Source organism: Streptomyces sp. NPDC017936, assembly GCF_044328485.1.
In the GTDB taxonomy this organism is placed as follows: domain Bacteria; phylum Actinomycetota; class Actinomycetes; order Streptomycetales; family Streptomycetaceae; genus Streptomyces.
In genome coordinates this window covers 136,393-159,626 of the sequence record NZ_JBIRHK010000016.1, presented here as the reverse complement: position 1 = coordinate 159,626, position 23,234 = coordinate 136,393, and the positions used below count along the sequence as shown (strand labels likewise).

General features: G+C 72.8%; 23 protein-coding genes. 21 read left to right on the top strand and 2 right to left on the bottom strand.

From position 1 onward, the window contains the following. The first annotated feature begins 5 nt into the window (after positions 1-5). From ACH4F6_RS29770 to ftsH, 3 genes are all read left to right on the top strand, one after another. Positions 6-2,462: a [protein-PII] uridylyltransferase gene (locus ACH4F6_RS29770; protein WP_397963470.1), complete on the top strand. Its 2,457-nt coding sequence runs from the start codon at positions 6-8 to the stop codon at positions 2,460-2,462. Between the two features lie 226 nt (positions 2,463-2,688). Then, positions 2,689-4,251, top strand: a complete 1,563-nt coding sequence (ffh, locus tag ACH4F6_RS29765; RefSeq protein ID WP_397963469.1) for a signal recognition particle protein — start codon at positions 2,689-2,691, stop codon at positions 4,249-4,251. A gap of 129 nt (positions 4,252-4,380) precedes the next feature. Next, a complete protein-coding gene (gene ftsH / locus ACH4F6_RS29760; RefSeq protein WP_397963468.1) occupies positions 4,381-6,312 on the top strand; it encodes an ATP-dependent zinc metalloprotease FtsH in 1,932 nt (643 codons plus the stop codon). A gap of 148 nt (positions 6,313-6,460) precedes the next feature. On the opposite strand, the gene ACH4F6_RS29755 is transcribed toward ftsH, so the two are convergent. After that, positions 6,461-7,318 carry an SAM-dependent methyltransferase gene (locus ACH4F6_RS29755; RefSeq protein WP_397963467.1) on the bottom strand — a complete coding sequence of 286 codons (858 nt, stop codon included), beginning with the start codon at positions 7,316-7,318 and terminating at the stop codon, positions 6,461-6,463. A 540-nt stretch (positions 7,319-7,858) separates the two neighbouring features. Between ACH4F6_RS29755 and ACH4F6_RS29750 the strand changes: the two genes are divergently transcribed. The 17 genes from ACH4F6_RS29750 (at position 7,859) to ACH4F6_RS29670 (ending at position 21,183) form a co-directional block, all read left to right on the top strand. Next, a complete protein-coding gene (locus tag ACH4F6_RS29750; protein WP_397963466.1) occupies positions 7,859-8,455 on the top strand; it encodes a hypothetical protein in 597 nt (198 codons plus the stop codon). A gap of 418 nt (positions 8,456-8,873) precedes the next feature. Continuing rightward, complete coding sequence (gene rpsP / locus ACH4F6_RS29745) at positions 8,874-9,293, top strand: 30S ribosomal protein S16 (protein WP_189937321.1); 420 nt, start codon at positions 8,874-8,876, stop codon at positions 9,291-9,293. Between the two features lie 2 nt (positions 9,294-9,295). Then, positions 9,296-9,535 carry an RNA-binding protein gene (locus ACH4F6_RS29740; protein WP_003973401.1) on the top strand — a complete coding sequence of 80 codons (240 nt, stop codon included), beginning with the start codon at positions 9,296-9,298 and terminating at the stop codon, positions 9,533-9,535. 137 nt (positions 9,536-9,672) lie between these two features. Continuing rightward, complete coding sequence (rimM, locus tag ACH4F6_RS29735) at positions 9,673-10,227, top strand: ribosome maturation factor RimM (RefSeq protein ID WP_397963465.1); 555 nt, start codon at positions 9,673-9,675, stop codon at positions 10,225-10,227. Next, positions 10,227-11,060, top strand: coding sequence for a tRNA (guanosine(37)-N1)-methyltransferase TrmD (gene trmD, locus ACH4F6_RS29730; protein WP_397963464.1), 834 nt, complete (start codon positions 10,227-10,229; stop codon positions 11,058-11,060). The genes rimM and trmD overlap by 1 nt, the downstream gene beginning before the upstream one ends. Positions 11,061-11,194: 134 nt before the next feature. After that, positions 11,195-11,545 (top strand): 50S ribosomal protein L19, encoded by a 351-nt coding sequence (gene rplS / locus ACH4F6_RS29725; RefSeq protein WP_020128707.1) that lies wholly within the window; start codon positions 11,195-11,197, stop codon positions 11,543-11,545. A 45-nt stretch (positions 11,546-11,590) separates the two neighbouring features. Next, positions 11,591-12,325, top strand: coding sequence for a signal peptidase I (lepB, locus tag ACH4F6_RS29720; protein WP_397963463.1), 735 nt, complete (start codon positions 11,591-11,593; stop codon positions 12,323-12,325). Further along, positions 12,318-13,415 (top strand): signal peptidase I, encoded by a 1,098-nt coding sequence (gene lepB, locus ACH4F6_RS29715; RefSeq protein ID WP_397963462.1) that lies wholly within the window; start codon positions 12,318-12,320, stop codon positions 13,413-13,415. Before lepB (ACH4F6_RS29720) ends, lepB (ACH4F6_RS29715) begins: the two co-directional genes overlap by 8 nt. Beyond that, positions 13,303-14,280 (top strand): signal peptidase I, encoded by a 978-nt coding sequence (gene lepB / locus ACH4F6_RS29710; RefSeq protein WP_397963461.1) that lies wholly within the window; start codon positions 13,303-13,305, stop codon positions 14,278-14,280. Before lepB (ACH4F6_RS29715) ends, lepB (ACH4F6_RS29710) begins: the two co-directional genes overlap by 113 nt. Positions 14,281-14,377: 97 nt before the next feature. After that, positions 14,378-15,151 (top strand): signal peptidase I, encoded by a 774-nt coding sequence (gene lepB / locus ACH4F6_RS29705; RefSeq protein ID WP_397963460.1) that lies wholly within the window; start codon positions 14,378-14,380, stop codon positions 15,149-15,151. A 25-nt stretch (positions 15,152-15,176) separates the two neighbouring features. Beyond that, positions 15,177-15,701 (top strand): NUDIX hydrolase, encoded by a 525-nt coding sequence (locus ACH4F6_RS29700; protein WP_397963518.1) that lies wholly within the window; start codon positions 15,177-15,179, stop codon positions 15,699-15,701. 56 nt (positions 15,702-15,757) lie between these two features. Further along, complete coding sequence (locus tag ACH4F6_RS29695) at positions 15,758-16,066, top strand: DUF2469 domain-containing protein (RefSeq protein ID WP_003965949.1); 309 nt, start codon at positions 15,758-15,760, stop codon at positions 16,064-16,066. 93 nt (positions 16,067-16,159) lie between these two features. Then, on the top strand, positions 16,160-16,561 hold the full coding sequence (locus tag ACH4F6_RS29690; protein ID WP_397963459.1) for a YraN family protein: 402 nt from the start codon (positions 16,160-16,162) through the stop codon (positions 16,559-16,561). Position 16,562: 1 nt separating this feature from the next. Next, positions 16,563-18,188, top strand: coding sequence for a YifB family Mg chelatase-like AAA ATPase (locus ACH4F6_RS29685; protein ID WP_397963458.1), 1,626 nt, complete (start codon positions 16,563-16,565; stop codon positions 18,186-18,188). Continuing rightward, positions 18,185-19,345 carry a DNA-processing protein DprA gene (dprA, locus tag ACH4F6_RS29680; protein ID WP_397963457.1) on the top strand — a complete coding sequence of 387 codons (1,161 nt, stop codon included), beginning with the start codon at positions 18,185-18,187 and terminating at the stop codon, positions 19,343-19,345. Before ACH4F6_RS29685 ends, dprA begins: the two co-directional genes overlap by 4 nt. A gap of 346 nt (positions 19,346-19,691) precedes the next feature. Then, positions 19,692-20,534, top strand: a complete 843-nt coding sequence (gene whiG, locus ACH4F6_RS29675; protein ID WP_397963456.1) for an RNA polymerase sigma factor WhiG — start codon at positions 19,692-19,694, stop codon at positions 20,532-20,534. Between the two features lie 94 nt (positions 20,535-20,628). Further along, complete coding sequence (locus tag ACH4F6_RS29670) at positions 20,629-21,183, top strand: TetR/AcrR family transcriptional regulator (RefSeq protein ID WP_397963517.1); 555 nt, start codon at positions 20,629-20,631, stop codon at positions 21,181-21,183. Positions 21,184-21,344: 161 nt separating this feature from the next. Here ACH4F6_RS29670 and ACH4F6_RS29665 read toward each other — a convergent pair whose 3' ends face one another. After that, entirely contained in the window at positions 21,345-21,911 is a 567-nt protein-coding gene (locus ACH4F6_RS29665) for a peptidoglycan DD-metalloendopeptidase family protein (protein ID WP_397963455.1), read from the bottom strand. A gap of 277 nt (positions 21,912-22,188) precedes the next feature. Between ACH4F6_RS29665 and rpsB the strand changes: the two genes are divergently transcribed. Beyond that, positions 22,189-23,085 carry a 30S ribosomal protein S2 gene (rpsB, locus tag ACH4F6_RS29660; protein ID WP_397963454.1) on the top strand — a complete coding sequence of 299 codons (897 nt, stop codon included), beginning with the start codon at positions 22,189-22,191 and terminating at the stop codon, positions 23,083-23,085. The last annotated feature ends 149 nt before the right edge of the window (positions 23,086-23,234 follow it).

The following is a 23,234-nucleotide window of genomic DNA, read 5'->3' as shown; positions in this document are numbered from 1 at the left end:
GCTGGGTGACGAGCACGGACGTGCGCAACGATGCAGAGGACTCGGGACCCAGCGGCTACGCGGCGGCCCGGCTGCGCCTCCTCACCGAGGGGGCGCGGTCCGGGCCGCCGCGCCGTTCGGCCCTCGCCGAACTGACCGACGACTGGCTCACGGGCCTGTTCACCGCCGGCGCCGAGGAGGTGCGCGGTGTCTCCCTGGTCGCCGTCGGCGGGTACGGCCGGGGCGAGCTGTCCCCGCGCAGCGACCTCGACCTCCTCCTGCTGCACGACGGCAGCGACCCCAAGGGGGTCGCCGCCCTCGCCGACCGCCTCTGGTACCCCGTCTGGGACCTGGGCCTCGCCCTCGACCACTCCGTGCGCACCCAGGCGGAGGCCCGCAGGACCGCCAGCGAGGACCTGAAAGTGCAGCTCGGCCTGCTGGACGCCCGCCACCTCGCGGGCGACCTGGGGCTGACGGCGGGACTGCGGACGGCCGTCCTGGCCGACTGGCGCAACCAGGCGCCCAAACGGCTGCCCGAACTCCAGGAACTCTGCGCCGAGCGCGCCGAACGCCAGGGCGAGCTGCAGTACCTGCTGGAACCGGACCTCAAGGAGGCCCGCGGCGGTCTGCGCGACGCCACCGCCCTGCGCGCCGTCGCCGCCTCCTGGCTCGCCGACGCCCCGCGCGAGGGCCTCGCCGACGCCCGCCGCCGGCTCCTCGACGTCCGCGACGCCCTGCACCTGGCGACCGGCCGCGCGACCGACCGGCTGGCCCTCCAGGAACAGGACCAGGTCGCGGCCGAACTGGGGCTCCTGGACGCGGACACCCTCCTGCGCCAGGTCTACGAGGCGGCCCGGGTCGTCTCCTACGCCAGTGACGTCACCTGGCGCGAAGTGAGGCGCGTGCTCAGGTCGCGCGCCGCGCGGCCGAGACTGCGCGCCATGCTGGGCGGCGGCAAACCGGCCGCCGAACGGTCTCCGCTGGCCGAGGGGGTCGTGGAGCAGGACGGCGAGGTGGTGCTCGCCCGCGCCGCGCGCCCCGAACGCGACCCCGTGCTCCCGCTGCGCGCCGCGGCCGCCGCCGCCCAGGCCGGCCTCCCGCTCTCCCTGCACGCCGTACGGCGCCTCGCGGCCACCGTGCGCCCGCTGCCCACCCCCTGGCCCGCCGAGGCCCGCGAACAGCTGGTCACCCTCCTGGGCTCCGGCCGGCCCACCGTCGAGGTCTGGGAGGCGCTGGAGGCCGAAGGCCTGATCACGCGGCTCCTCCCCGACTGGGAGCGGGTGCGCTGCCGCCCGCAGCGCAACGCCGTGCACCTGTGGACCGTGGACCGGCACCTCATCGAGACCGCCGTGCGGGCCTCCGAGTTCACCCGCCGCGTCAGCCGTCCCGACCTGCTGCTGGTCGCCGCGCTGCTGCACGACATCGGCAAGGGCTGGCCCGGCGACCACTCCGTGGCCGGCGAGATCATCGCCAAGGACGTCGCCGCCCGCATCGGCTTCGACCGCGCGGACGTCGCCGTCCTGGCCACCCTCGTACGCCACCACCTGCTGCTCGTCGAGACGGCCACCCGGCGTGACCTGGAGGACCCGGCCACCGTGCGGTCGGTCGCCGAGGCGGTCCGCTCGCAGGGCACCCTGGAGCTGCTGCACGCCCTCACCGAGGCGGACGCCCTGGCCACCGGCCCGGCGGCCTGGTCGTCCTGGCGGGGCTCGCTCGTCGCCGGCCTGGTCGCACGGGTCTCGGCGGTGCTCGCCGGGGACGCCCCGGAGGAGCCCGCGACCGCCGCGGCCACCGCCGAGCAGGAACGGCTCGCGATCGAGGCGGTCGCCACGGGCAGCCCCGTGCTGGCGCTGCGCGCGCAGACCGAACCGCCGGCCGACCCGGCCGCGGAGCAGCCGTCCGGCGACCCCGAGCCGCTCGGCGTGGAGCTCCTCATCGCCGTACCCGACCAGAAGGGCGTGCTGCCCGCGGTGGCCGGCGTCCTGGCCATGCACCGGCTGACCGTCCGCACGGCGGAGCTGCGGGCCCTGGAGCTGCCGGCCGGTGTCGAGGGCTCCGTCCTGCTGCTCGACTGGCGGGTCGCGGCCGAGTACGGCTCGCTGCCCCAGGCCGCCCGGCTCCGCGCCGACCTCGTCCGCGCCCTGGACGGCTCGCTGGACATCGCGGGCCGGCTCGCGGAGCGGGACGCGGCCTACCCGAGGCGGCGCGGCGTGGTCGCGCCCCCGCCGCGGGTGACGGTGGCCCCGGCGGCCTCCCGTCTGGCCACGGTGATCGAGGTCCGCGCCCAGGACGCGCCGGGGCTGCTGTTCCGGATCGGGGCCGCGCTGGAGGACGCGGCGGTACGGGTGAGGAGCGCGCACGTGAGCACGCTCGGTTCGAACGCGGTCGACGCCTTCTACGTGACCACCGTCGACGGCGCGCCGCTGCCGGCCGACGAGGCGGCTTCGTCGGCCCGGAAGCTGGAGGAGGCGCTGCGGGCGTGACCCCGCTGAGGCGTCACGCGTCGTACCGCGCGTGCTCCCCGCCGCAGCGGGAGTGATCCCGCCGTCGCCGTGTTCTGCGTCACCGGTCCGGGCCGCTCCCCGCCGACGCGGGGCTTCTCCGTCCCCGCCGGCCGAATGAATCCGGCGGGCGGGGACGAATGTCTTGCGCGGCCGGATACCCTGGAAGACGCTCATACCGCCCCCGACCCCGAGGACCGACGCCGCCGTGTTCGATACTCTCTCCGATCGCCTCTCAGCGACCTTCAAGAACTTGCGCGGCAAGGGGCGCTTGAGCGAAGCGGACATCGACGCCACGGCGCGCGAGATCCGCATCGCCCTCCTCGAGGCGGACGTCGCCCTGCCGGTCGTCCGGTCGTTCATCAAGAACGTCAAGGAAAGGGCCCTGGGCGCCGAGGTCTCCCGCGCGCTGAACCCGGCCCAGCAGGTCCTGAAGATCGTCAACGACGAGTTGGTCACGATCCTGGGCGGCGAGACCCGCCGGCTGCGCTTCGCCAAGCAGCCGCCCACCGTGATCATGCTGGCCGGTCTGCAGGGTGCCGGCAAGACCACCCTCGCGGGCAAGCTCGGCCGCTGGCTGAAGGAGCAGGGCCACTCGCCGCTGCTCGTCGCCTGCGACCTCCAGCGCCCCAACGCCGTCAACCAGCTGAGCGTCGTCGCCGAGCGCGCCGGCGTGGCCGTCTTCGCGCCGGAGCCGGGCAACGGCGTGGGCGACCCGGTCCAGGTCGCCAAGAACTCGATCGAGTTCGCCAGGTCCAAGGTCCACGACATCGTGATCGTGGACACCGCCGGCCGCCTCGGCATCGACCAGGAGATGATGCAGCAGGCCGCGGACATCCGGGACGCGGTCTCCCCGGACGAGATCCTCTTCGTCGTCGACGCGATGATCGGTCAGGACGCGGTCAACACCGCCGAGGCCTTCCGCGACGGCGTCGGCTTCGACGGCGTGGTGCTCTCCAAGCTCGACGGCGACGCCCGCGGTGGTGCGGCCCTGTCGATCCGGCAGATCACCGGCAAGCCGATCATGTTCGCGTCGAACGGCGAGAAGCTCGACGAATTCGACGCCTTCCACCCGGACCGGATGGCCTCCCGCATCCTCGACATGGGTGACCTGCTCACCCTGATCGAGCAGGCGGAGAAGACCTTCAGCCAGGCCGAGGCCGAGAAGATGGCCTCCAAGCTGGCCTCCAAGAAGGGCCAGGACTTCACCCTCGACGACTTCCTGTCCCAGATGGAGCAGGTCAGGAAGATGGGGTCGATCTCCAAGCTCCTCGGCATGCTGCCGGGCATGGGCCAGCTGAAGGACCAGATCAACAACCTCGACGAGCGGGACGTCGACCGCACGGCCGCGATCATCAAGTCGATGACCCCGGCCGAGCGCCAGGACCCGACGATCATCAACGGCTCGCGCCGCGCCCGTATCGCCAAGGGCTCCGGCGTCGAGGTCAGCGCGGTGAAGGGCCTGGTCGAGCGGTTCTTCGAGGCCCGCAAGATGATGTCCCGCATGGCCCAGGGCGGCGGCATGCCCGGCATGCCCGGGATGCCGGGCATGGGAGGCGGCCCCGGCCGCGCCAAGAAGCAGCCGAAGAAGGCCAAGGGCAAGCAGCGCTCCGGCAACCCGATGAAGCGCAAGCAGCAGGAGCAGGAGGACGCCGCCCGCCGCGCGGCCGCCGCCCAGGGCGGCGCTCCCGGCGGCGCCTTCGGCCTGCCGGGCCAGCAGGCCGGCCAGGACTTCGAGCTCCCGGACGAGTTCAAGAAGTTCATGGGCTGAGCGGGGCCCGGACGCGGGACGCCGGCGGTCCCGGGGCGCCGGGCGGCCGCAGGACACCGAGGGCGCCTTCCTGCCGGGGAGGCGCCCTCAGCGCGTGCCGACGTCCGCCGTGTGCCGTAACGTCCAGGTATGAGCAATGCCGCGCCGCCGCGCAAGAACCCTGATCAGCCGTGGCGCACCGAAGGCACCCCGGACGAGGCGCCGCGGCAGCCCGGTGGCAGGAGGATGCGCGCCCGGTGGTGGGGACTGATCGTCACCGCGGTGATCGTCTTCCTGCTGGCCTACGTGGGGCTGAACTACCTCGGCGGCGGCGAGCCCACGATCTCGTACACCGAGTTCAGCCGGCAGGTCGACGCCGGCAACGTGGACAAGATCTACTCCAAGGGCGACGCGATCCAGGGCCAGCTCAAGCAGGCCCGGGACGACCCCGACGGCGGCGGCCAGTACACGAAGTTCAAGACGCAGCGTCCGGCCTTCGCGGACGACGACCTCTGGCAGAGCCTCAGCGCGCACAAGGTGACGGTGACCGCGCAGCCGGTCGTCCAGGAGCGCGGTCTGCTGTCCAACCTGCTGATCTCCCTGATCCCGATCGTGCTCCTGGTCGCGGTCTGGATCTTCTTCGCCCGCCGGATGGGCGCGGGCCTGGGCGGCGCGGGCGGCATGCTCGGCCGCAAGGCGCCCCCCAAGCCGGTCGAGCTCCGGCCGGGCAGACAGCGCACGACCTTCGCCGACGTGGCCGGCATCGACGAGGTCAAGGGCGAGCTGGACGACGTCGTCGACTTCCTGGAGCATCCGGACGTCTACCGGCGGATGGGCGCGAAGATGCCACGGGGGGTGCTGCTGGCGGGTTCGCCCGGCACCGGCAAGACCCTGCTGGCGCGCGCGGTGGCCGGCGAGGCGGGCGTGCCGTTCTTCTCCGCCTCCGCCTCCGAGTTCATCGAGATGATCGTCGGTGTGGGCGCCTCCCGCGTCCGGGAGCTGTTCGCCGAGGCCCGCAAGGTGGCGCCGTCGATCATCTTCATCGACGAGATCGACACCATTGGACGGGTCCGCAGCGGCGGCGCCTCGGTGAGCGGTCACGACGAGCGCGAGCAGACGCTGAACCAGATCCTCACGGAGATGGACGGCTTCTCGGGCACGGAGGGCGTGATCGTCATAGCGGCGACGAACCGGGCCGACATCCTGGACCCGGCGCTCACCCGGCCCGGCCGCTTCGACAGGGTGGTCAACGTCTCGCCCCCGGACCGGGACGGCCGTGAGGCCATCCTGCGGATCCACACCCGGGAGATCCCGCTCGCCCCGGACGTGGACCTCGCCCAGGTGGCCCGCGTGACACCGGGCATGACGGGCGCGGATCTGGCCAATCTCGCCAACGAGGCCGCCCTGTTCGCGGTCAAGCGCAAACAGCCGCAGGTGACCAGGAACGATCTGTCCGAGGCGCTGGAGAAGGTGCAACTGGGCGCCGAACGCACCCTGGTGATACCCGAGGAGGACCGCCGCCGCACCGCGTACCACGAGAGCGGCCACGCGCTCCTCGGCATGCTCGAGCCCGGCGCCGACCCCGTCCGCAAGATCACCATCGTGCCGCGCGGCCGGGCGCTGGGCGTGACCATGTCCACCCCCGAGGTGGAGCGCTACGCGCACTCGGAGGGGTACCTGCGCGGCCGCATCATCGGCGCCCTCGGCGGCATGGCGGCGGAGCAGGTGGTCTACGGAGTCGTCACCACGGGTGCGGAGAGCGACCTCGAGCAGGTCACCAACATCGCGCGCGGGATGGTGGCCCGCTGGGGCATGAGCGAGCGCGTCGGCCGTTTCTCCGCCCTTCCGAGCGACGCCCAGCAGGCGTACGGGCTCGCGGCCGCCCCGCAGACCCTCGACGTCATCGACAGCGAGATGCGGCGCATCGTCGACGAGTGCTACGACGAGGCGTGCGGCAAGCTCCAGGACCACCGGGACCAGCTGGACGCCCTGGCCGAAGCCCTGCTGGAGAACGAGACGCTCGAGGAGGAGGACGCGTACCGCATCGCGGGGATCACGCGGCTGACGAAGAGCGAGGTCTAGGAGAGCGCGGCCGCGCGCCGTCCGGGGGACGCCGCGCCCGGTGCGCGGGTCACGCTCCGCGTGCGGGTCACGCCCGAAGGGGCGGCCACGCCCGGAGCGGGAGCCGCCGCGCCCGGCGGGGGAGCCGCGCCGCGGCGGAGGCCGGCGCCTAGACGGTGCGCGCGATCAGGTACCGGAACACGTTCGGCATCCACACCGTGCCGTCCTCGCGACGGTACGGGTGCAGCGCCTCCGTGACCTCCTTGTCCACCTGCGCCTGGTCGGTCGCGGCGATCGCCGCGTCGAACAGGCCGGTGGACAGCAGGCCCTTGAGGGCACTGTCGACGCAGGCGTACCCGAACGGGCAGGCCACCCGCCCCGATCCGTCCGGCCTCAGCCCGGCCCGCTGCGCGACCTCCTCCAGGTCGTCGCGCAGGGCCGGGCGCCAACGGCCCGCGGAACGGAGGGGATCGGCCAGCTTGGTGGCGATCCGCAGCACGGAGGAGGTGGCACAGCGTTCCGGCGGGCCCCAGCCGACGAGCACGACGGGCGAACCCCGCTCGGCCAGCGGCGTGGCGGCCGCCAGCAGTTCGCCGAGCCCCTCGGAGCCGCCCGCGAGACAGCCGACGGGCTCGAAGGCGGTCACCAGGTTGTACGCGGGCGTCTCCGCGTCGGCCGCGTCCTCGGGCGAGCCCCAGACGAGCCGCGCGCCTGCACGCGCGTGCGGGCCCGAGCCCTCCGGCAGCAGCCGCCGGCGTGCGAGGGCCAGCCGTTCGGGGGAGGAGGTCTCGACCCCCGTGAGCGAGGCGCCTCTGGACGCCGCCATGAGCAGGGCCAGTCCGGAGCCGCAGCCGAGGCCCAGCAGCCGGGTGCCCGGGCCGACTTCCAGTCGCTCGTAGACGGCCTCGTAGAGCGGAACCAGCATCCGCTCCTGGATCTCGGACCAGTCACGCGCGCGTGCACCCAGATCAGCGCGAGGCCGCGGCCCCGCGTGAGGCAGGTGCTGCCGCACGAGCGTAGGTGTCATGGAAAAGCGCCCCAATCCGCCGAGAGTTGCCGCTGTACCCGTTCAGGTGGCCCCCGTCAGTGCGCCCGCACTCCCCCCGTATGCCAGGTAACTCCCGACCCGACCCGGCGTCCAGGGGTCGGGGGTCCCCGCTTGCGGTCTGCGCGCGCGTGTGGCGAGATTTCACGCCCCGGCAACCTGGGGCCGTACCATCACGCCATGGCGAGGACCGTCGGGGCGGCCGCCGCCGGCGGACGGGGGCGCACCCGGTAACGTCGCCGTCGTCGCCCGCGCACGCGGAGGCGGCGCCCTCCGCCGCGAGAGCGACCGAAACGCCTCTTGCGCCCCTGCGGAACGTTCCTCCCCCCGGCGCGTGGACATCGTTACGCGCCGGGGCGTAGGACGAAGTACGCACCACCTTGGGGGGAGCTGTGAGGCTTCTCCGCAGATCAGCGCACCCGCCCTCGTCAGTGCGCATCAGTACAAACTGACGGGTACGTGCAAATTATTTGGGATGCCCCGGAATAGGAACACAGTGGCACCCCCGCTCGTTGTCATTACGTGAGCACGACACAGACACCACCTGTACTCGCCGCAGAGCTGGCGCAGGCGTGGGCCGACATTCAGCGGTACCACCCCGAGCTGCCGGACCTTGCCGCGCCAGAGTCCCTGATCGGGGAGTCGTCGTCCGCCTGCGGTCACGAGCTCTCCTTCGAGCGACTGCTCCATGAGGCAGTCCACGGGATCGCCGCCTCCCGCGGCGTCCGCGACACCTCCCGCGCCGGCCGCTACCACAACCGCAGATTCCTGGCGATCGCCGAGGAACTGGGCCTCGACCACCCCGAGGAGCCGCATCCCAGCAGCGGTTTCTCGCTGGTCACGCTCAATCCGGAGGCCAAGCGCCGCTACCGTCCGACGATCGAGCGCCTCCAGCGGGCCCTCAAGGCCCACACGGCGGCCACGTCCGCCGAAACCACCCGCGCCTTCCGCGGTCCCGCCGCCCGTCACGGCTCCTCCGGCGGCGGTGTCCGCGTCAAGGCGGTCTGCGACTGCGGGCGCAACGTCCGGGTGGTGCCGTCCGTCCTGGCGCAGGCCCCGATCGTGTGCGGAGGCTGCGGGAAGCCGTTCCGGATCCCGGACGTCATGGGCGCGGCCTGACCGCCGACCGGTCGGACACCGGCATCTCGTGGCTGCCGGTTCAGGACACGGACGGCACGTCGGCCCGGACCGCCCCGACGACGGGGAGGGGCGGTCCGGGCCGGCGCCGTACGACGTGACCGCGACGCGTGCCCGGCCACGGGCCCGCGCCGCGATCGGCACGTACCCGTGGCCCGCGTGCTCGCGGACCGCGGACCCGCGGGTCGCCGCGCGTGCGGCCGCGCGTGGATCGGCCGTGCCCGGACGCCCCCGGCCGGAAGCGGTCCACGGGGTGTGGCACAATGGCTAGCTGTACTCGACAGCCGCACAGGACCCCTCTCTCCTCCGGCTGACGCGTCCGTCGGGCACTCGGGTACCGCAACCCCACGCGGCATTCCCGCCGTGCCCCACCACGTCAAATCCAGGAGAACCCACTCCCGTGGCAGTCAAGATCAAGCTGAAGCGTCTGGGCAAGATCCGTTCGCCTCACTACCGCATCGTCGTCGCCGACTCCCGCACCCGTCGTGACGGCCGTGCGATCGAGGAGATCGGCAAGTACCACCCGACGTACAACCCGTCGGTCATCGAGGTCGACGCGGAGCGCGTGGCGTACTGGCTCGGCGTCGGCGCCCAGCCGACCGAGCCCGTGCTCGCCATCCTGAAGAAGACCGGCGACTGGCAGAAGTTCAAGGGCGAGCCCGCCCCGGCTCCGCTGCTGGTCGCCGAGCCGAAGAAGGCGCGTCCGTCCTTCGAGGCCCTCGGTGGCGACGACGAGGGCAAGGGTGAGGCGATCACCCAGAAGAAGAAGGCCGAGAAGAAGGACGAGGCTGCGGCTGAGTCCGAGTCGACCGAGGCCTGAGCATGCTCGAGGAGGCTCTCGAGCACCTCGTGAAGGGCATCGTCGACAACCCTGACGATGTGCAGGTCGCCTCGCGCAACCTGCGTCGCGGGCGAGTGCTCGAGGTCCGGGTCCACCCGGACGACCTCGGCAAGGTGATCGGCCGCAACGGCCGCACCGCACGCGCCCTGCGCACCGTCGTGGGCGCCATCGGCGGCCGCGGTGTCCGCGTCGACCTCGTCGACGTCGACCACGTCCGCTGACGCTTAGCGCAACCGGCTCGGGCCGGGGAGGGCCACTGGGCCGTCCCCGGCCCGCAGTCGTTGAGACAGCGGTCGTCGAGTGAGACGACGGTCGTCGAGACAGTCGTGACGACAGTACGACAGGAGATCTTCGAACAGTGCAGCTCGTAGTCGCACGGATCGGCCGCGCCCACGGCATCAAGGGCGAGGTCACCGTCGAGGTCCGCACCGACGAGCCGGAACTGCGGCTCGGCCCCGGCGCCGTACTGCTCACGGACCCCGCCTCGGCGGGGCCGCTCACGATCGAGACCGGCCGGGTGCACAGCGGCCGTCTCCTCCTGCGCTTCGCGGGAGTCGCCGACCGCAACGCGGCCGAGGCCCTGCGCAACACCCTCCTCATCGCCGAGGTGGACCCCGGGGAACTCCCCGAGGGCGAGGACGAGTACTACGACCACCAGCTGATCGACCTCGACGTGGTGACCCGGGACGGCGTGGAGGTCGGCCGGATCACCGAGATCTCGCACCTGCCCTCCCAGGACCTGTTCATCGTCGAGCGCGCCGACGGCACCGAGGTGCTGATCCCGTTCGTCGAGGAGATCGTCACCGAGATCGACCTGGAGGAGCAGCGCGCGGTCATCGACCCGCCGCCCGGCCTCATCGACGGCCGCGCGGAGATCGCCTCGACGCGCGACGCGTCGGAGGAGGAGGCGTGATGCGCCTCGACGTCGTCACGATCTTCCCCGAGTACCTCGACCCGCTGAACGTCTCCCTGGTCGGCAAGGCACGCGCGCGCGGACAGCTCGACGTGCACGTGCACGACCTGCGGCAGTGGACCTACGACCGCCACCACACGGTCGACGACACCCCCTACGGCGGCGGCCCCGGCATGGTCATGAAGACCGAGCCGTGGGGCGACGCCCTGGACTCCGTCCTCGCCGACGGCTACGAGACCGGCGCGCACGCCCCCGCGCTCGTCGTGCCGACCCCCAGCGGCCGCCCCTTCACCCAGGAACTCGCCGTCGAGCTCTCCGAGCGCCCCTGGCTGATCTTCACGCCGGCCCGCTACGAGGGCATCGACCGGCGGGTCGTCGACGAGTACGCCACCCGGATACCGGTCTACGAGGTCTCCATCGGCGACTACGTCCTCGCCGGCGGCGAGGCGGCCGTCCTGGTCGTCACGGAGGCCGTGGCGCGCCTGCTGCCCGGCGTCCTCGGCAACGCCGAGTCCCACCGCGACGACTCCTTCGCGCCCGGCGCCATGGCCAACCTCCTGGAAGGCCCCGTCTACACCAAACCGCCCGCCTGGCGCGGCCGGGAGATCCCCGAAGTGCTGCTCAGCGGCCACCACGGCAAGATCGCCCGCTGGCGCCGCGACGAGGCCCTCCGGCGCACGACGGCCCACCGGCCCGACCTGATCGAGCGCTGCGAGCCCGAGGCCTTCGACAAGAAGGACCGCGAGACGCTGTCCGTCCTGGGCTGGGAACCGGACCCCGAGGGGGAGCCGCACGGCCGATTTTGGCGCAGGACAGAGGACGTGGAAGAATAGGCCGCTGTTGTGCGCCGTCCGGTGTGCGCCCCTGCCACAGGGGGACACGACGCCCGCCCCGACGCGCACGGCTCTCATCCCGAACCTCTAGTTCCCGTTGATGACCTGTGGCATCAGCGAAGAAAGCAGACGAAATGTCGCACCTGCTCGACTCCGTCGACGCCGCGTCGCTGCGCAGCGACGTCCCGGCCTTCCGCCCGGGTGACACCGTCAACGTCCACGTCCGCGTCATCGAGGGCAACCGCTCCCGTGTGCAGCAGTTCAAGGGCGTGGTGATCCGTCGCCAGGGCGCCGGCGTCCGCGAGACCTTCACGGTCCGCAAGGTCTCGTTCTCCGTCGGCGTCGAGCGCACCTTCCCGGTGCACACCCCGATCGTCGAGAAGATCGAGCTCGTCACCCGCGGTGACGTGCGTCGCGCGAAGCTGTACTACCTGCGCGAGCTGCGCGGCAAGGCCGCGAAGATCAAGGAGAAGCGCGACAACTGAGCGCTCTCCGGGGTCCGGAGCGGAGCCGGATAGCATCTGGCTCCGATGGACACCGAAGCACAGCCGACGGAGCGCGACCGCTCCTCCCACCCTTCCGTTCCCGAGGACGCCTCGGATCCGGAGGGGGCGGAGGGACGGTCGCGTTTCGCGTTGGCGGCACGGATCACGGACCGGCTCCCCGGTGGCCGGATCAGCCTGACCCTGCTGGTCTGCCTGCTGTTTTTGCTGCTCCTCAACGCTTTCGTGGTCAAACCGTTCCAGATTCCCAGCGGATCCATGGAGAACGGATTGAGGATCGGCGACCGTGTTCTCGTAAATAGGTTGGCGTACCGCTTCGGTGCCGAGCCACGGCGTGGCGATGTGGTTGTGTTCGACGGCACCGGGTATTTCGGGGACGCCGACTACGTCAAACGCGTTGTAGGTGTGGGTGGAGACCACGTGGTCTGCTGCGACGAGGAGGGGAGGATCCAGGTGAACGGCCGGTCGGTCGACGAGTCGACGTTCCTGTATCCGGGCGACGGCCCGTCCACGGTGTCCTTCGACGTGGAGGTGCCCGAGGGCACCCTGTTCGTCCTCGGCGACCACCGCAGCGCCTCCAGCGACTCCCGCGACCGTCTGGGCTCACCGGGCGGCGGCATGATCCCCGTCGACTCCGTGATCGGCCGCGCCGACTGGATCGTCTGGCCCTCCGCACACCTCACCCGCCTGCACCGCCCGGACGCCTACGCGCGTGTGCCCGCTGCGGGCGCCCCGAAGACCGCGGCGGGCGCCCATGGGTAACCGCGGCAAGCCCCGCGGCGTCCCGAGCAGCGCCGCGGACAACCTCCTCCCCACCGGGGTGCGGCGCGCCGCCGGGGGCTCGGCCGGCGGCCGCACGCGCGCGGAGCGGCGCAAACTCCAGCGCAAGGTCAAGCGCAAGCGCAGGCGCAGCGCCGTCCGGGAGATCCCCCTCCTGGTGGGCGTCGCCGTGCTCATAGCCCTGGTCCTGAAGACCTTCCTCGTGCAGGCCTTCGTCATCCCGTCGGGCTCCATGGAGCAGACGATCCAGATCGGCGACCGCGTCCTGGTGGACAAGTTCACGCCCTGGTTCGGCTCCAAGCCCGAGCGCGGGGACGTCGTGGTCTTCAAGGACCCCGGCGGCTGGCTCCAGGACGAGCAGACCACGACGAAGAAGAACGACCCCGTCGTCGTCAAGCAGATCAAGGAAGGGCTCACCTTCATCGGTCTGCTGCCGTCGGACAACGAGAAGGACCTCATCAAGCGGGTCGTCGGCGTCGGCGGCGACCGCGTCCAGTGCTGCGACGCGCAAGGGCGGGTCACCGTCAACGGCGTTCCCCTGAACGAGGGGGGTTATCTCTTCCCCGGCAACGCCCCCTCCACCACGCAGTTCGACATCACCGTCCCCCAGGGACGGCTGTGGGTGATGGGCGACCACCGGGCCAACTCCGCGGACTCCCGCGCCCATCAGGACACCGACTACGGCGGCACCGTCTCCGAGGACGAGGTGGTGGGACGCGCCATGGTCATCGCCTGGCCCCTGGGCCACTGGAACATGCTCAAGGAACCGCAAACCTTTTCTTCCGTGACCGACTCGGTCGTCGGGACGGCCGCGTCTCCCGGGACGTCGCATAGGGTTGTCACCGACGATCCGAACGGAATGATCCGACTCCCGAGCCCTGCGGAACTCCCGCTCGTTATGGGAGTGGTGGGCCTGCACCGCACGTGGAGCAGGCAGCGGCACAGAGTGAGGAGTTGGCGTGGGGGATGTGGCGGTTGGCGCACGATCCGGACACGACGGCGAGGAGCACCGCGGACGTCCCGCGGGCGCGTCCGACCCGGTTGCGGACGGCGTCGTGACCTCCGGGGATGACGTCCCGGCGGCCGGAGACGGCGGCCCCGGGGACGGGCAGCCCCCCACGACGGGGCCCGGGCCGGACGACAGGTCCCCCAGGGCGAAGAAGCCGCGCTCCTTCTGGAAGGAGCTGCCGATCCTGATCGGCATCGCGCTCGTCCTCGCCCTGCTGATCAAGACGTTCCTGGTGCAGGCGTTCTCGATCCCCTCCGACTCGATGCAGAACACCCTGCAGGAGGGGGACCGCGTCCTCGTCGACAAGCTGACCCCGTGGTTCGGCTCCGAGCCGGAGCGCGGCGAGGTCGTCGTCTTCCACGACCCGGACAACTGGCTCGCGGGCGAGCCCACCGTCGAACCGAACGCCGTGCAGACCTTCCTCAGCTGGATCGGCCTGATGCCGTCCGCGGAGGAGAAGGACCTGATCAAACGAGTGATCGGCGTCGGCGGCGACACCGTCTCCTGCAAGAAGACGGGCCCGCTCACGGTCAACGGCAAGGCGCTGAACGAGCCGTACGTGTACCCGGGCAACACGCCGTGCAGCATGGACGACTCGGGCGGGCAGTTCACGGTGAAGGTCCCCGAGGGCTACATCTGGGTCATGGGCGACCACCGCCAGAACTCGCGCGACTCCCGCTACAACCAGTCCGACGAGAACCACGGCATGGTCCCCGTCGACGATGTCGTCGGCCGCGCCGTCGTCAAGGCCTGGCCGATCAACCGCTGGGGCACGCTGCCGGTGCCGGACACCTTCGACCAGGACGGTCTGAACACCCAGGCGTCGGCCTCCGCCGCCCTGACGGTCGCCCCGCAGGGACTCGCCCTCGCCGGCGTCGTCCCGGTCGTCCTGTGGCGCCGCCGCGCCCGGGTGGCGGAGACCCGCTGACCCGCCCTTCGCCCGGCACGCTCTTTCCCCGGCTCGTGACCATGGCCGGGGACGAAGGGCTGACCCGGCTCGGTACCGCCGGGTAGGGTGCGGATCCATGGGTGGCGAGAGCACGACGCGTACGGCCCCGCGGACCGGCGGCGGCACCGGCGGCGGCCCGGCGGGCAGCCGGACCGGACAGCGACTGTCCGGTGTGGCGGTCGCGCTGGGCCTCGCGCTGTTCCTCGGCGGATTCGGCTGGGCGGCGCTGTTCTACCGGCCGTACACCGTGCCCACCAGTTCCATGAGCCCGACGATCAAGGCCGGTGACCGGGTCCTGGCCGAGGTGGTGGACGGCGACGAGGTGCGCCGCGGGGACGTCGTGGTCTTCACCGACAAGACCTGGGCGAGCAACGCCCCCGTGGTCAAGCGGGTGGTCGCGGTCGGCGGCGACACGGTCTCCTGCTGCACCGACGGCAAGCTGACCGTCAACGGCAAGCAGATCGAGGAACCGTACCTGCCCGAGGGCAGCCTCGCCGAGATCAAGAACTTCCCCACCGTGAAGGTCCCCGACGGCCGGCTGTTCCTGCTGGGCGACGAACGCCAGGGCTCCCTGGACTCCACCGCCCACCTCACGGACGCGGCCGGCGGCACGGTCGCGCGCGGCGCCGTGAAGGCCCGCGTCGACGCCGTCGTCTGGCCGATGAACGGCATGCTCGAGCGCCCCACCGGCTTCGAGACCCTCGGCGTCCTCTCGCAGCCGGGCCCGATCGGCACGATCGGCCGGCTGATCGTCGCCGGCGCGGTCCTCGTCCTCGGCGGCGGCGCGTACGGCCCGATCGCCAAGCGCGTCTCCCGTCGCTCCCGCCAGGAGCCCGCCGGTGCCCGCTGAACCGGCCGCGCCCGCCGAGCCGTCCGTGCCCGCCGAGGGGGCCGGCGCGGGCGTCGACTCGTACGACGGCGGGCTGCGCAAGGTCGCCCGGGTGGTCCTCCTCGACCCCGAGGACCGCGTCCTGCTGCTGCACGGCCACGAGCCGGACGACCCGGCCGACGACTGGTGGTTCACGCCCGGCGGCGGCCTGGAGGGCGAGGAGAGCCGTGAACAGGCCGCGCTGAGGGAACTCGCCGAGGAGACGGGCATCACCGACGTCGAGCTCGGCCCGGTGGTGTGGCGGCGCAGATGTTCCTTCCCGTTCGCGGGCCGTCGCTGGGACCAGGACGAGTGGTACTACCTGGCGCGTACGTCCGTGACGGCGACCGGGGCCACCGCCCTGACCGAGCTGGAACGGCGCAGCGTCGCCGGAGCGCGCTGGTGGACGTGTCAGGAACTCACCCGGGCACATGAGACGGTGTATCCGACCAGACTCGCCGAGCTGCTGCGCAGGCTGCTCGACGAAGGTCCCCCGGCCCACCCCGTGACCCTCGACACGGAAATCGTCTAGCGGTTCACGGGACTGGCGCACAATGGGGGGATCGCACGGCTGAAGGGGAACATGCCATGAGCGCCGAGGACCTCGAGAAGTACGAGACCGAGATGGAGCTGAAGCTCTACCGGGAGTACCGCGATGTCGTCGGTCTGTTCAAATACGTGATCGAGACCGAGCGGCGCTTCTACCTGACCAACGACTACGAGATGCAGGTGCACTCGGTCCAGGGCGAGGTGTTCTTCGAGGTGTCGATGGCGGACGCCTGGGTGTGGGACATGTACCGGCCGGCCCGGTTCGTGAAGCAGGTGCGGGTCCTCACGTTCAAGGACGTGAACATCGAGGAGCTGAACAAGAGCGACCTGGAGCTCCCGGGCGGGTGAGCCGGCCCCGGTGACACGGTCACCCTTGTGGGTGGTGGAGTTGTCCACAGCCGCCGAGTTGCGCACCAAGATCCTTTCCGGTGACGCGCAGGCGTGAACGTGGGCGCCGGAGGTGGTGCCCACATGAGGACGGATCTGGCACGAGGCGCACTCGGCAGGTACGGCGAGGAACTGGCCGCCCGGCGGCTGGCCGGCGCCGGGATGACGGTCCTGGAGCGCAACTGGCGCTGTGGCAGGACCGGGGAGATCGACATCGTCGCCCGGGAGGGCGACGTCCTGGTCGTCTGCGAGGTCAAGACCCGCCGGGCCGGCGGCTTCCAGCACCCCATGGCGGCGGTGACGCCGCAGAAGGCCCGGCGTCTGCGCGGCCTCGCCGAACGATGGATCCAGGTCCACGGCGGAGCCCCGCCGGGCGGCGTCCGGATCGACCTCGTCGGTGTCGTCCTGCCCCGGCGCGGCGCGCCCGTCGTCGAGCACGTGCGGGGGGTGGCCTGAGATGGGGTTCGCACGGACGTGCTCGGTGGCGCTCGTGGGCGTCGAGGGGGTCGTGGTCGAGGTCCAGGCGGACCTGGAGCCCGGGGTCGCGGCCTTCACCCTGGTCGGGCTGCCGGACAAGAGCCTGAGCGAGAGCCGGGACCGGGTGCGCGCCGCGGTGGCCAACTCGGGCGGCGAATGGCCGCAGAAGAAGCTCACCGTCGGCCTCAGTCCCGCGTCGGTGCCGAAGGCCGGCAGCGGGTTCGACCTGGCCGTCGCCTGCGCCGTGCTGGGCGCGGCCGAGCGGATCGACCCACGGGTGCTCGCCGACATCGTGATGATCGGGGAGCTGGGCCTCGACGGGCGGGTGCGGCCGGTGAGGGGGATCCTGCCCGCGGTGCTGGCCGCGGCGGACGCCGGCTACGAACAGGTGGTCGTGCCCGAGTGCGCGGCCGCGGAGGCCTCGCTGGTCCCGGGCGTCTCCGTGCTCGGGGTGCGCAGTCTGCGCCAGCTGATCGCCGTCCTCGCGGACGAGCCGGTGCCCGAGGAGGAACCGGACGAGGCGGGCCGCCCCGATCCGCTCCTGGCCGGCCTGCGGATGCCGGGCACGGGCGCGGCCGCCGGCATGCACGGCGTCGGCCCCGGCCGGCAGGACCACGGACACGACCTCGCCGACGTCGTGGGCCAGCGCTCGGCACGCACGGCCGTGGAGGTGGCCGCGGCGGGCGGACACCACCTGTTCCTGGAGGGACCGCCGGGGGCGGGCAAGACCATGCTCGCCGAGCGGCTGCCGGCCGTGCTGCCCCGGCTGGACCGGCAGGAGTCCCTGGAGGTCACCGCGGTCCACTCGGTGGCCGGCCTGCTGCCGCCCGGCAAGCCCCTGATCGACGTGCCCCCGTACTGCGCGCCGCACCACTCCGCCACGATGCAGGCCCTCGTCGGAGGCGGCGCGAACATGGCGCGTCCCGGGGCGGTGTCCATGGCCCACCGAGGGGTCCTCTTCCTGGACGAGACCCCGGAGTTCAGCAGCCGCGCCCTCGACGCCCTGCGCCAGCCCCTCGAGGCGGGGCACGTGGTGATCGCCCGCAGCGCGGGCGTGGTGCGGTTCCCCGCGCGGTTCCTGATGGTGCTGGCGGCCAACCCCTGCCCGTGCGGTCGCTTCTCCCAGCGGGACAGCCTGTGCGACTGCCCGCCCTCGGCGATCCGCCGCTACCAGGCCCGGCTCTCCGGACCGTTGCTGGACCGGGTCGACCTGCGGGTCGAGGTGGACCCCGTCAGCAGGGCCGAGCTCGCCCACCGCGGCCCCGGGGGCGAGTCCACGGCGACCGTCGCCGACCGCGTCCGCGCCGCCCGGGAGCGCGCGGCGGCCCGGCTGGCCGGCACCCCCTGGCGGACCAACGGCGAAGTGCCGGGGCGGGAGCTGCGCAGCCGCTGGCGTCCCGTGTCCGGCGCGCTGGACGAGGCCGAGCGGAACCTGGAGCGCGGGGTGCTCACCGCCCGGGGACTGGACCGGGTCGTGCGCGTCGCCTGGACCGTCGCCGACCTGGTCGGTCACGACCGGCCCGACGCGACCGACGTCGCCCTGGCGCTGCAACTGCGCACGGGTGTGCCGCGCGGGGTGCCGATGGCGCTCGGGGCCCCGGCGTGACCGGCGCCCCGGACCCGGGCGGGGACCGGCTCGACCGGGTCTTCCTGTCCCGGGTCGTCGAGCCCGGCGACCCGGTGGGCGGACAGTGGGTGCGCGAGCGCGGGGCGGCCGAGGTGGCGCGGCGGCTGCGGAGCGGCGGGGAGCCGCTGCCCGGGGCGACCGCCCGGCGGTGGGCCGGGCTGCGGGCGCGGGCCGAGCGGGCCGACCCGGACCGCGACCTGGCCCTCGCACGGGAGGCGGGGGTGCGGTTCGTGGTCCCGGGGGACACCGAGTGGCCCGGGCCGCTGGACGACCTCGGCGACGCCCGCCCCCTCGGCCTGTGGGTCCGCGGCCGGCCCAGTCTGCGGATGTGGGCGCTGCGCTCGGTCGCGGTCGTCGGCGCCCGCGCCTGCACCGAGTACGGGGCGCACATGGCGGCCACCCTCGCCGCCGGCCTCGCCGAGCACGGCTGGGTGGTGGTCTCCGGCGGCGCCTACGGGGTCGACGGCGCCGCCCACCGGGGCGCCCTCGGCGCGGGCGGCGCCACCGTCGCCGTCCTCGCCTGCGGCGTCGACCGGCCCTATCCGCGCGGCCACACCGAGCTGATCAACCGGATCGCCGGACAGGGCCTGGTCGTGGGGGAGCTGCCGCCGGGGGACCACCCGACGCAGAGCCGGTTCGTCCAGCGCAACCGGGTGATCGCCGCGCTCACCCGGGGCACGGTGGTCGTCGAGGCGGCCCACCGCAGCGGTTCGCTGGTCACCGCGCGGGCGGCGCAACGGCTGGGCCGGCACACGATGGGCGTGCCCGGGCCGGCCACCAGCGGCCTGTCGGCGGGGGTGCACGAGCTCCTGCGCGGGGAGGCCGTGCTGGTCACCGACGCGGCCGAGGTCGTCGAGCTGGTCGGTGACATGGGGGAGCTGGCTCCCGAGCGGCGCGGGCCGGTGCTGCCGCGCGACCTGCTGGAACCGGGCGCCCGGCGGGTCCTGGCCGCCCTGCCCGGCCGTCGGGCCGCGGCGGTCGACGAGATCGCCCGCGAGGCGTCGACCACCCCGGACGACGCGATCGCGAGACTGTACGAACTCAGGGCACTCGGTCACGTCGAACGACATGGCGACGGCTGGAAGTTGACACGCCAGGCAATGGTCTCCGTCCGGGAGGGGGGTCGCCCGTGTTGACCGACGGGGTTCGGCCGTCCGGGGGAACGCCGAACCCCTTGGAAACGCCCGCAGTTGACGCGTTCCGGCCGCCCCCCGGCGCGCGGGCCGCGCCCCGGCGGCGCGGTCCGCGGAACGCAACTGCGCACAGGTCCGACCACGCTCTTCGCGCACCGCGACACGTCAGTCACGCTACGCTCACGAGGATTCCGGCACGGACCGGAGGCTCCTGCACCACACGGCACGGCACCACACGGCACGGCACCACACGGTTCGGCACGACAGGCATCACCACGGCACCGGTCACGACAGCTCACCCGAACACCCCCGACCCACACACTCACGGCAGAACGACACAAGGCGACGAATGCCCCAGCACACCTCCGGGTCCGACCGGGCGGCGATCCCCCCAGCCGCCCGTGACGGTGGCAGCGTGCGGCCGCCCGCTCCCTCGACGCTCGACGAGCTGTGGCGGTCCTACAAGGCGACGGGGGACGAGCGGCTGCGGGAGCAGCTGATCCTGCACTACTCGCCGCTGGTCAAGTACGTGGCGGGCCGGGTGAGCGTGGGACTGCCGCCCAACGTCGAGCAGGCGGACTTCGTGTCGTCGGGGGTGTTCGGGCTCATCGACGCGATCGAGAAGTTCGACATCGACCGGGAGATCAAGTTCGAGACGTACGCGATCACCCGGATCCGCGGCGCGATGATCGACGAGCTGCGGGCGCTGGACTGGATTCCCCGGTCCGTGCGGCAGAAGGCGCGGAACGTGGAGCGGGCGTACGCGACGCTGGAGGCACGGCTGCGGCGGACGCCGACGGAGGGCGAGGTCGCCGCCGAGATGGGCATCCCCGTCGACGAGCTGCACGCCGTGTTCAGCCAGTTGTCGCTGGCCAACGTGGTGGCGCTGGAGGAACTGCTGCACGTCGGGGCCGAGGGCGGGGACGGGCTCAGCGTCATGGACACGCTGGAGGACACCGCCGCGGACAACCCCGTCGAGGTGGCCGAGGACCGGGAGCTGCGGAGATTCCTGGCCCGGGCCATCAACACGCTGCCCGACCGGGAGAAGACGGTCGTGACCCTGTACTACTACGAGGGGCTGACCCTGGCGGAGATCGGCAACGTCCTGGGCGTCACCGAGAGCCGGGTCAGCCAGATCCACACGAAGTCCGTGCTCCAGCTGCGCGCGAAGCTGGCGAGCTTCGGTCGCTGACCCGGCCGGATGCCGGCCGTGCGGGCCGAGTCGCTCCCGTCGGAGGTGCGGCGTCCGTACAGTGGACGACGTGCCAAGGATTCGAGCGGCCTCCGTGGCCGAGCACCGGTCGATGCAACGAGCCGCCCTGCTGGACGCGGCTCGGTCGTTGCTGTCCGAGGGCGGGACGGAGGCGCTGACCTTCCCCGCCCTCGCCGAGCGGACGGGCCTCGCCCGCTCGTCCGTGTACGAGTACTTCCGGTCCCGGGCGGCCGTGGTCGAGGAGCTGTGCGAGGTCGACTTCCCCGTCTGGGCGGCGGAGGTCGAGGCGGCGATGGCCGCGGCGGACGGGCCGGAGGCCAGGATCGAGGCCTATGTGCGGCGGCAGCTGGCCCTGGTGGGCGACCGGCGGCACCGGGCCGTCGTCGCGATCTCGGCGAGCGAGCTGGACGCGGGGGCGCGGGAGAAGATCCGGGCCGCGCACGGCGGGCTCGTGGCGATGATCGTCGAGGCGCTGGCGGAGCTCGGGCACACGGAGCCGCGGCTGGCGGCGATGCTCGTCCAGGGGGTCGTGGACGCGGCCGTGCGGAGGATCGAGCTGGGAGCGGAGGAGCCGTCCGGGATCACCGCGGCGGCGGTGGGAATGGTGCTGCGGGGGGTCCGGGGCTGAGGCCTCTTCGGAGCCGGGGCCTCCTGTGCGGATCACGCGCGGCACGGCACCGCACCGGTGGCGTGAGCAGGCACGGTCCGGCATGAGCAGGCACGGTCCGGCATGAGCAGGGGCGGCTCCCCATCCCGGCGGCACACGACCGCTCGCGCGGCCGGCCGGCGTCACGGCACCGGCACCCCCCACACCGGCAGCAGCCTCGAAGGCCCCCCGCGCAGCAGCCACGGCGGGAGCAGCGACAAGGGGTTCAGGTAGGACCGGCCCCTGAGCAGACCCCAGTGCACGCACGTGACCGCGCAGTGGGAGCCCGCCGCCTCCACCCGCCCCACCACCGCGCCCGCCGCGACCACGTCACCCTTGCGGACCGACGCCGTCACCGGTTCGTACGTCGTCCGCAGGTCCGTGCCCGCCAGGTCCACGGACACCACCCCCCTCCCGGCCACCCGTCCCGCGAACAGGACCCGGCCCGCCGCCGCCGCGCGGACCGGGGCGCCGGCCGGGGCCGCGAGGTCCACGCCCCGGTGGCCGCGGGCGTACGCGGTCGGTGGCGGCTCCCAGCCGCGCACCACCGCCGGGCGCACCCCCACCGGCCAGGACCGGGCGAGCGCCGGGACCGGTGCGGAAGGGGCCGGCACGACGGGAGCGGACGGTGCCGGATCCGCCCGGGCCGACGAGGCCACCGCGGTGATCAGCAGCAGCGGCAGCAGGGCCGCACAACGCTTCGGGAACATGCGGAAACCGTCCCGCGAACACGCCGGCGGCGGCCGGGACCTGTGGACCACCCGCCGGTTGGGGACAGCGACGTCACCCGACGCCCCGCCGGTCCCGTACACTTCTTCTGGCGATCCGGGTCACCGGGTCGACTTCGCACGCCCCGGTACCGGATCCGACACGTCGGTCTCCGGTATCCGCGCCCCTCGGTCCTTCGTGGCTCGGCGCACCGCGGGCGTCAGGCGCGGGAGCCGTCCGGCATCCGCGGCACAACCGAGAAACCCAAGGAGAACGGCCATGGCCGTCGTCACGATGCGGGAGCTGCTGGAGAGCGGCGTCCACTTCGGTCACCAGACCCGTCGCTGGAACCCGAAGATGAAGCGCTTCATCTTCACCGAGCGCAACGGCATCTACATCATCGACCTGCTCCAGTCGCTGTCGTACATCGACCGCGCCTACGAGTTCGTCAAGGAGACCGTCGCCCACGGCGGCACGGTCATGTTCGTCGGCACCAAGAAGCAGGCGCAGGAGGCCATCGCCGAGCAGGCCACCCGCGTCGGCATGCCCTACGTCAACCAGCGCTGGCTGGGCGGCATGCTCACCAACTTCTCGACCGTCTACAAGCGTCTGCAGCGCCTCAAGGAGCTCGAGCAGATCGACTTCGAGGACGTCGCCGCGTCCGGTCTGACCAAGAAGGAGCTGCTGGTCCTCTCCCGCGAGAAGGCCAAGCTCGAGAAGACCCTCGGCGGTATCCGCGAGATGTCCAAGGTCCCCAGCGCCGTCTGGATCGTGGACACCAAGAAGGAGCACATCGCGGTCGGCGAGGCCCGGAAGCTCAACATCCCGGTCGTCGCCATCCTCGACACCAACTGTGACCCCGACGAGGTCGACTACAAGATCCCGGGCAACGACGACGCGATCCGCTCCGTCACCCTGCTCACCCGCGTGATCGCCGACGCCGTCGCCGAGGGCCTCATCGCCCGCTCCGGCGTCGCCACCGGCGACAAGGGCGACAAGGGCGCCGGCGAGCCGCTGGCCGCGTGGGAGCGCGACCTGCTCGAGGGCGAGAAGAAGGCCGAGGAGGCCCCGGCCGCCGCCGAGGCCCCTGCCGCCGAGGCCACCGAGGCCCCGGCCGCCGAGGCTCCGGCCGCCGAGGCCACCGAGGCTCCGGCCGCGGACGCCGAGCAGGCCTGATCCGTCAGCTTCAGCGTTGACGGCGGGGGCAGGGACATGAACTCCGCCCCCGCCGTTCACCCGTAGGTCGGCACAGAGTTCGGAGAGCTCCCGCTGACCGGGGCTCCCGGACCGTGCAGATCTTCGATCTTCCAGACTTCGAGAAAGAT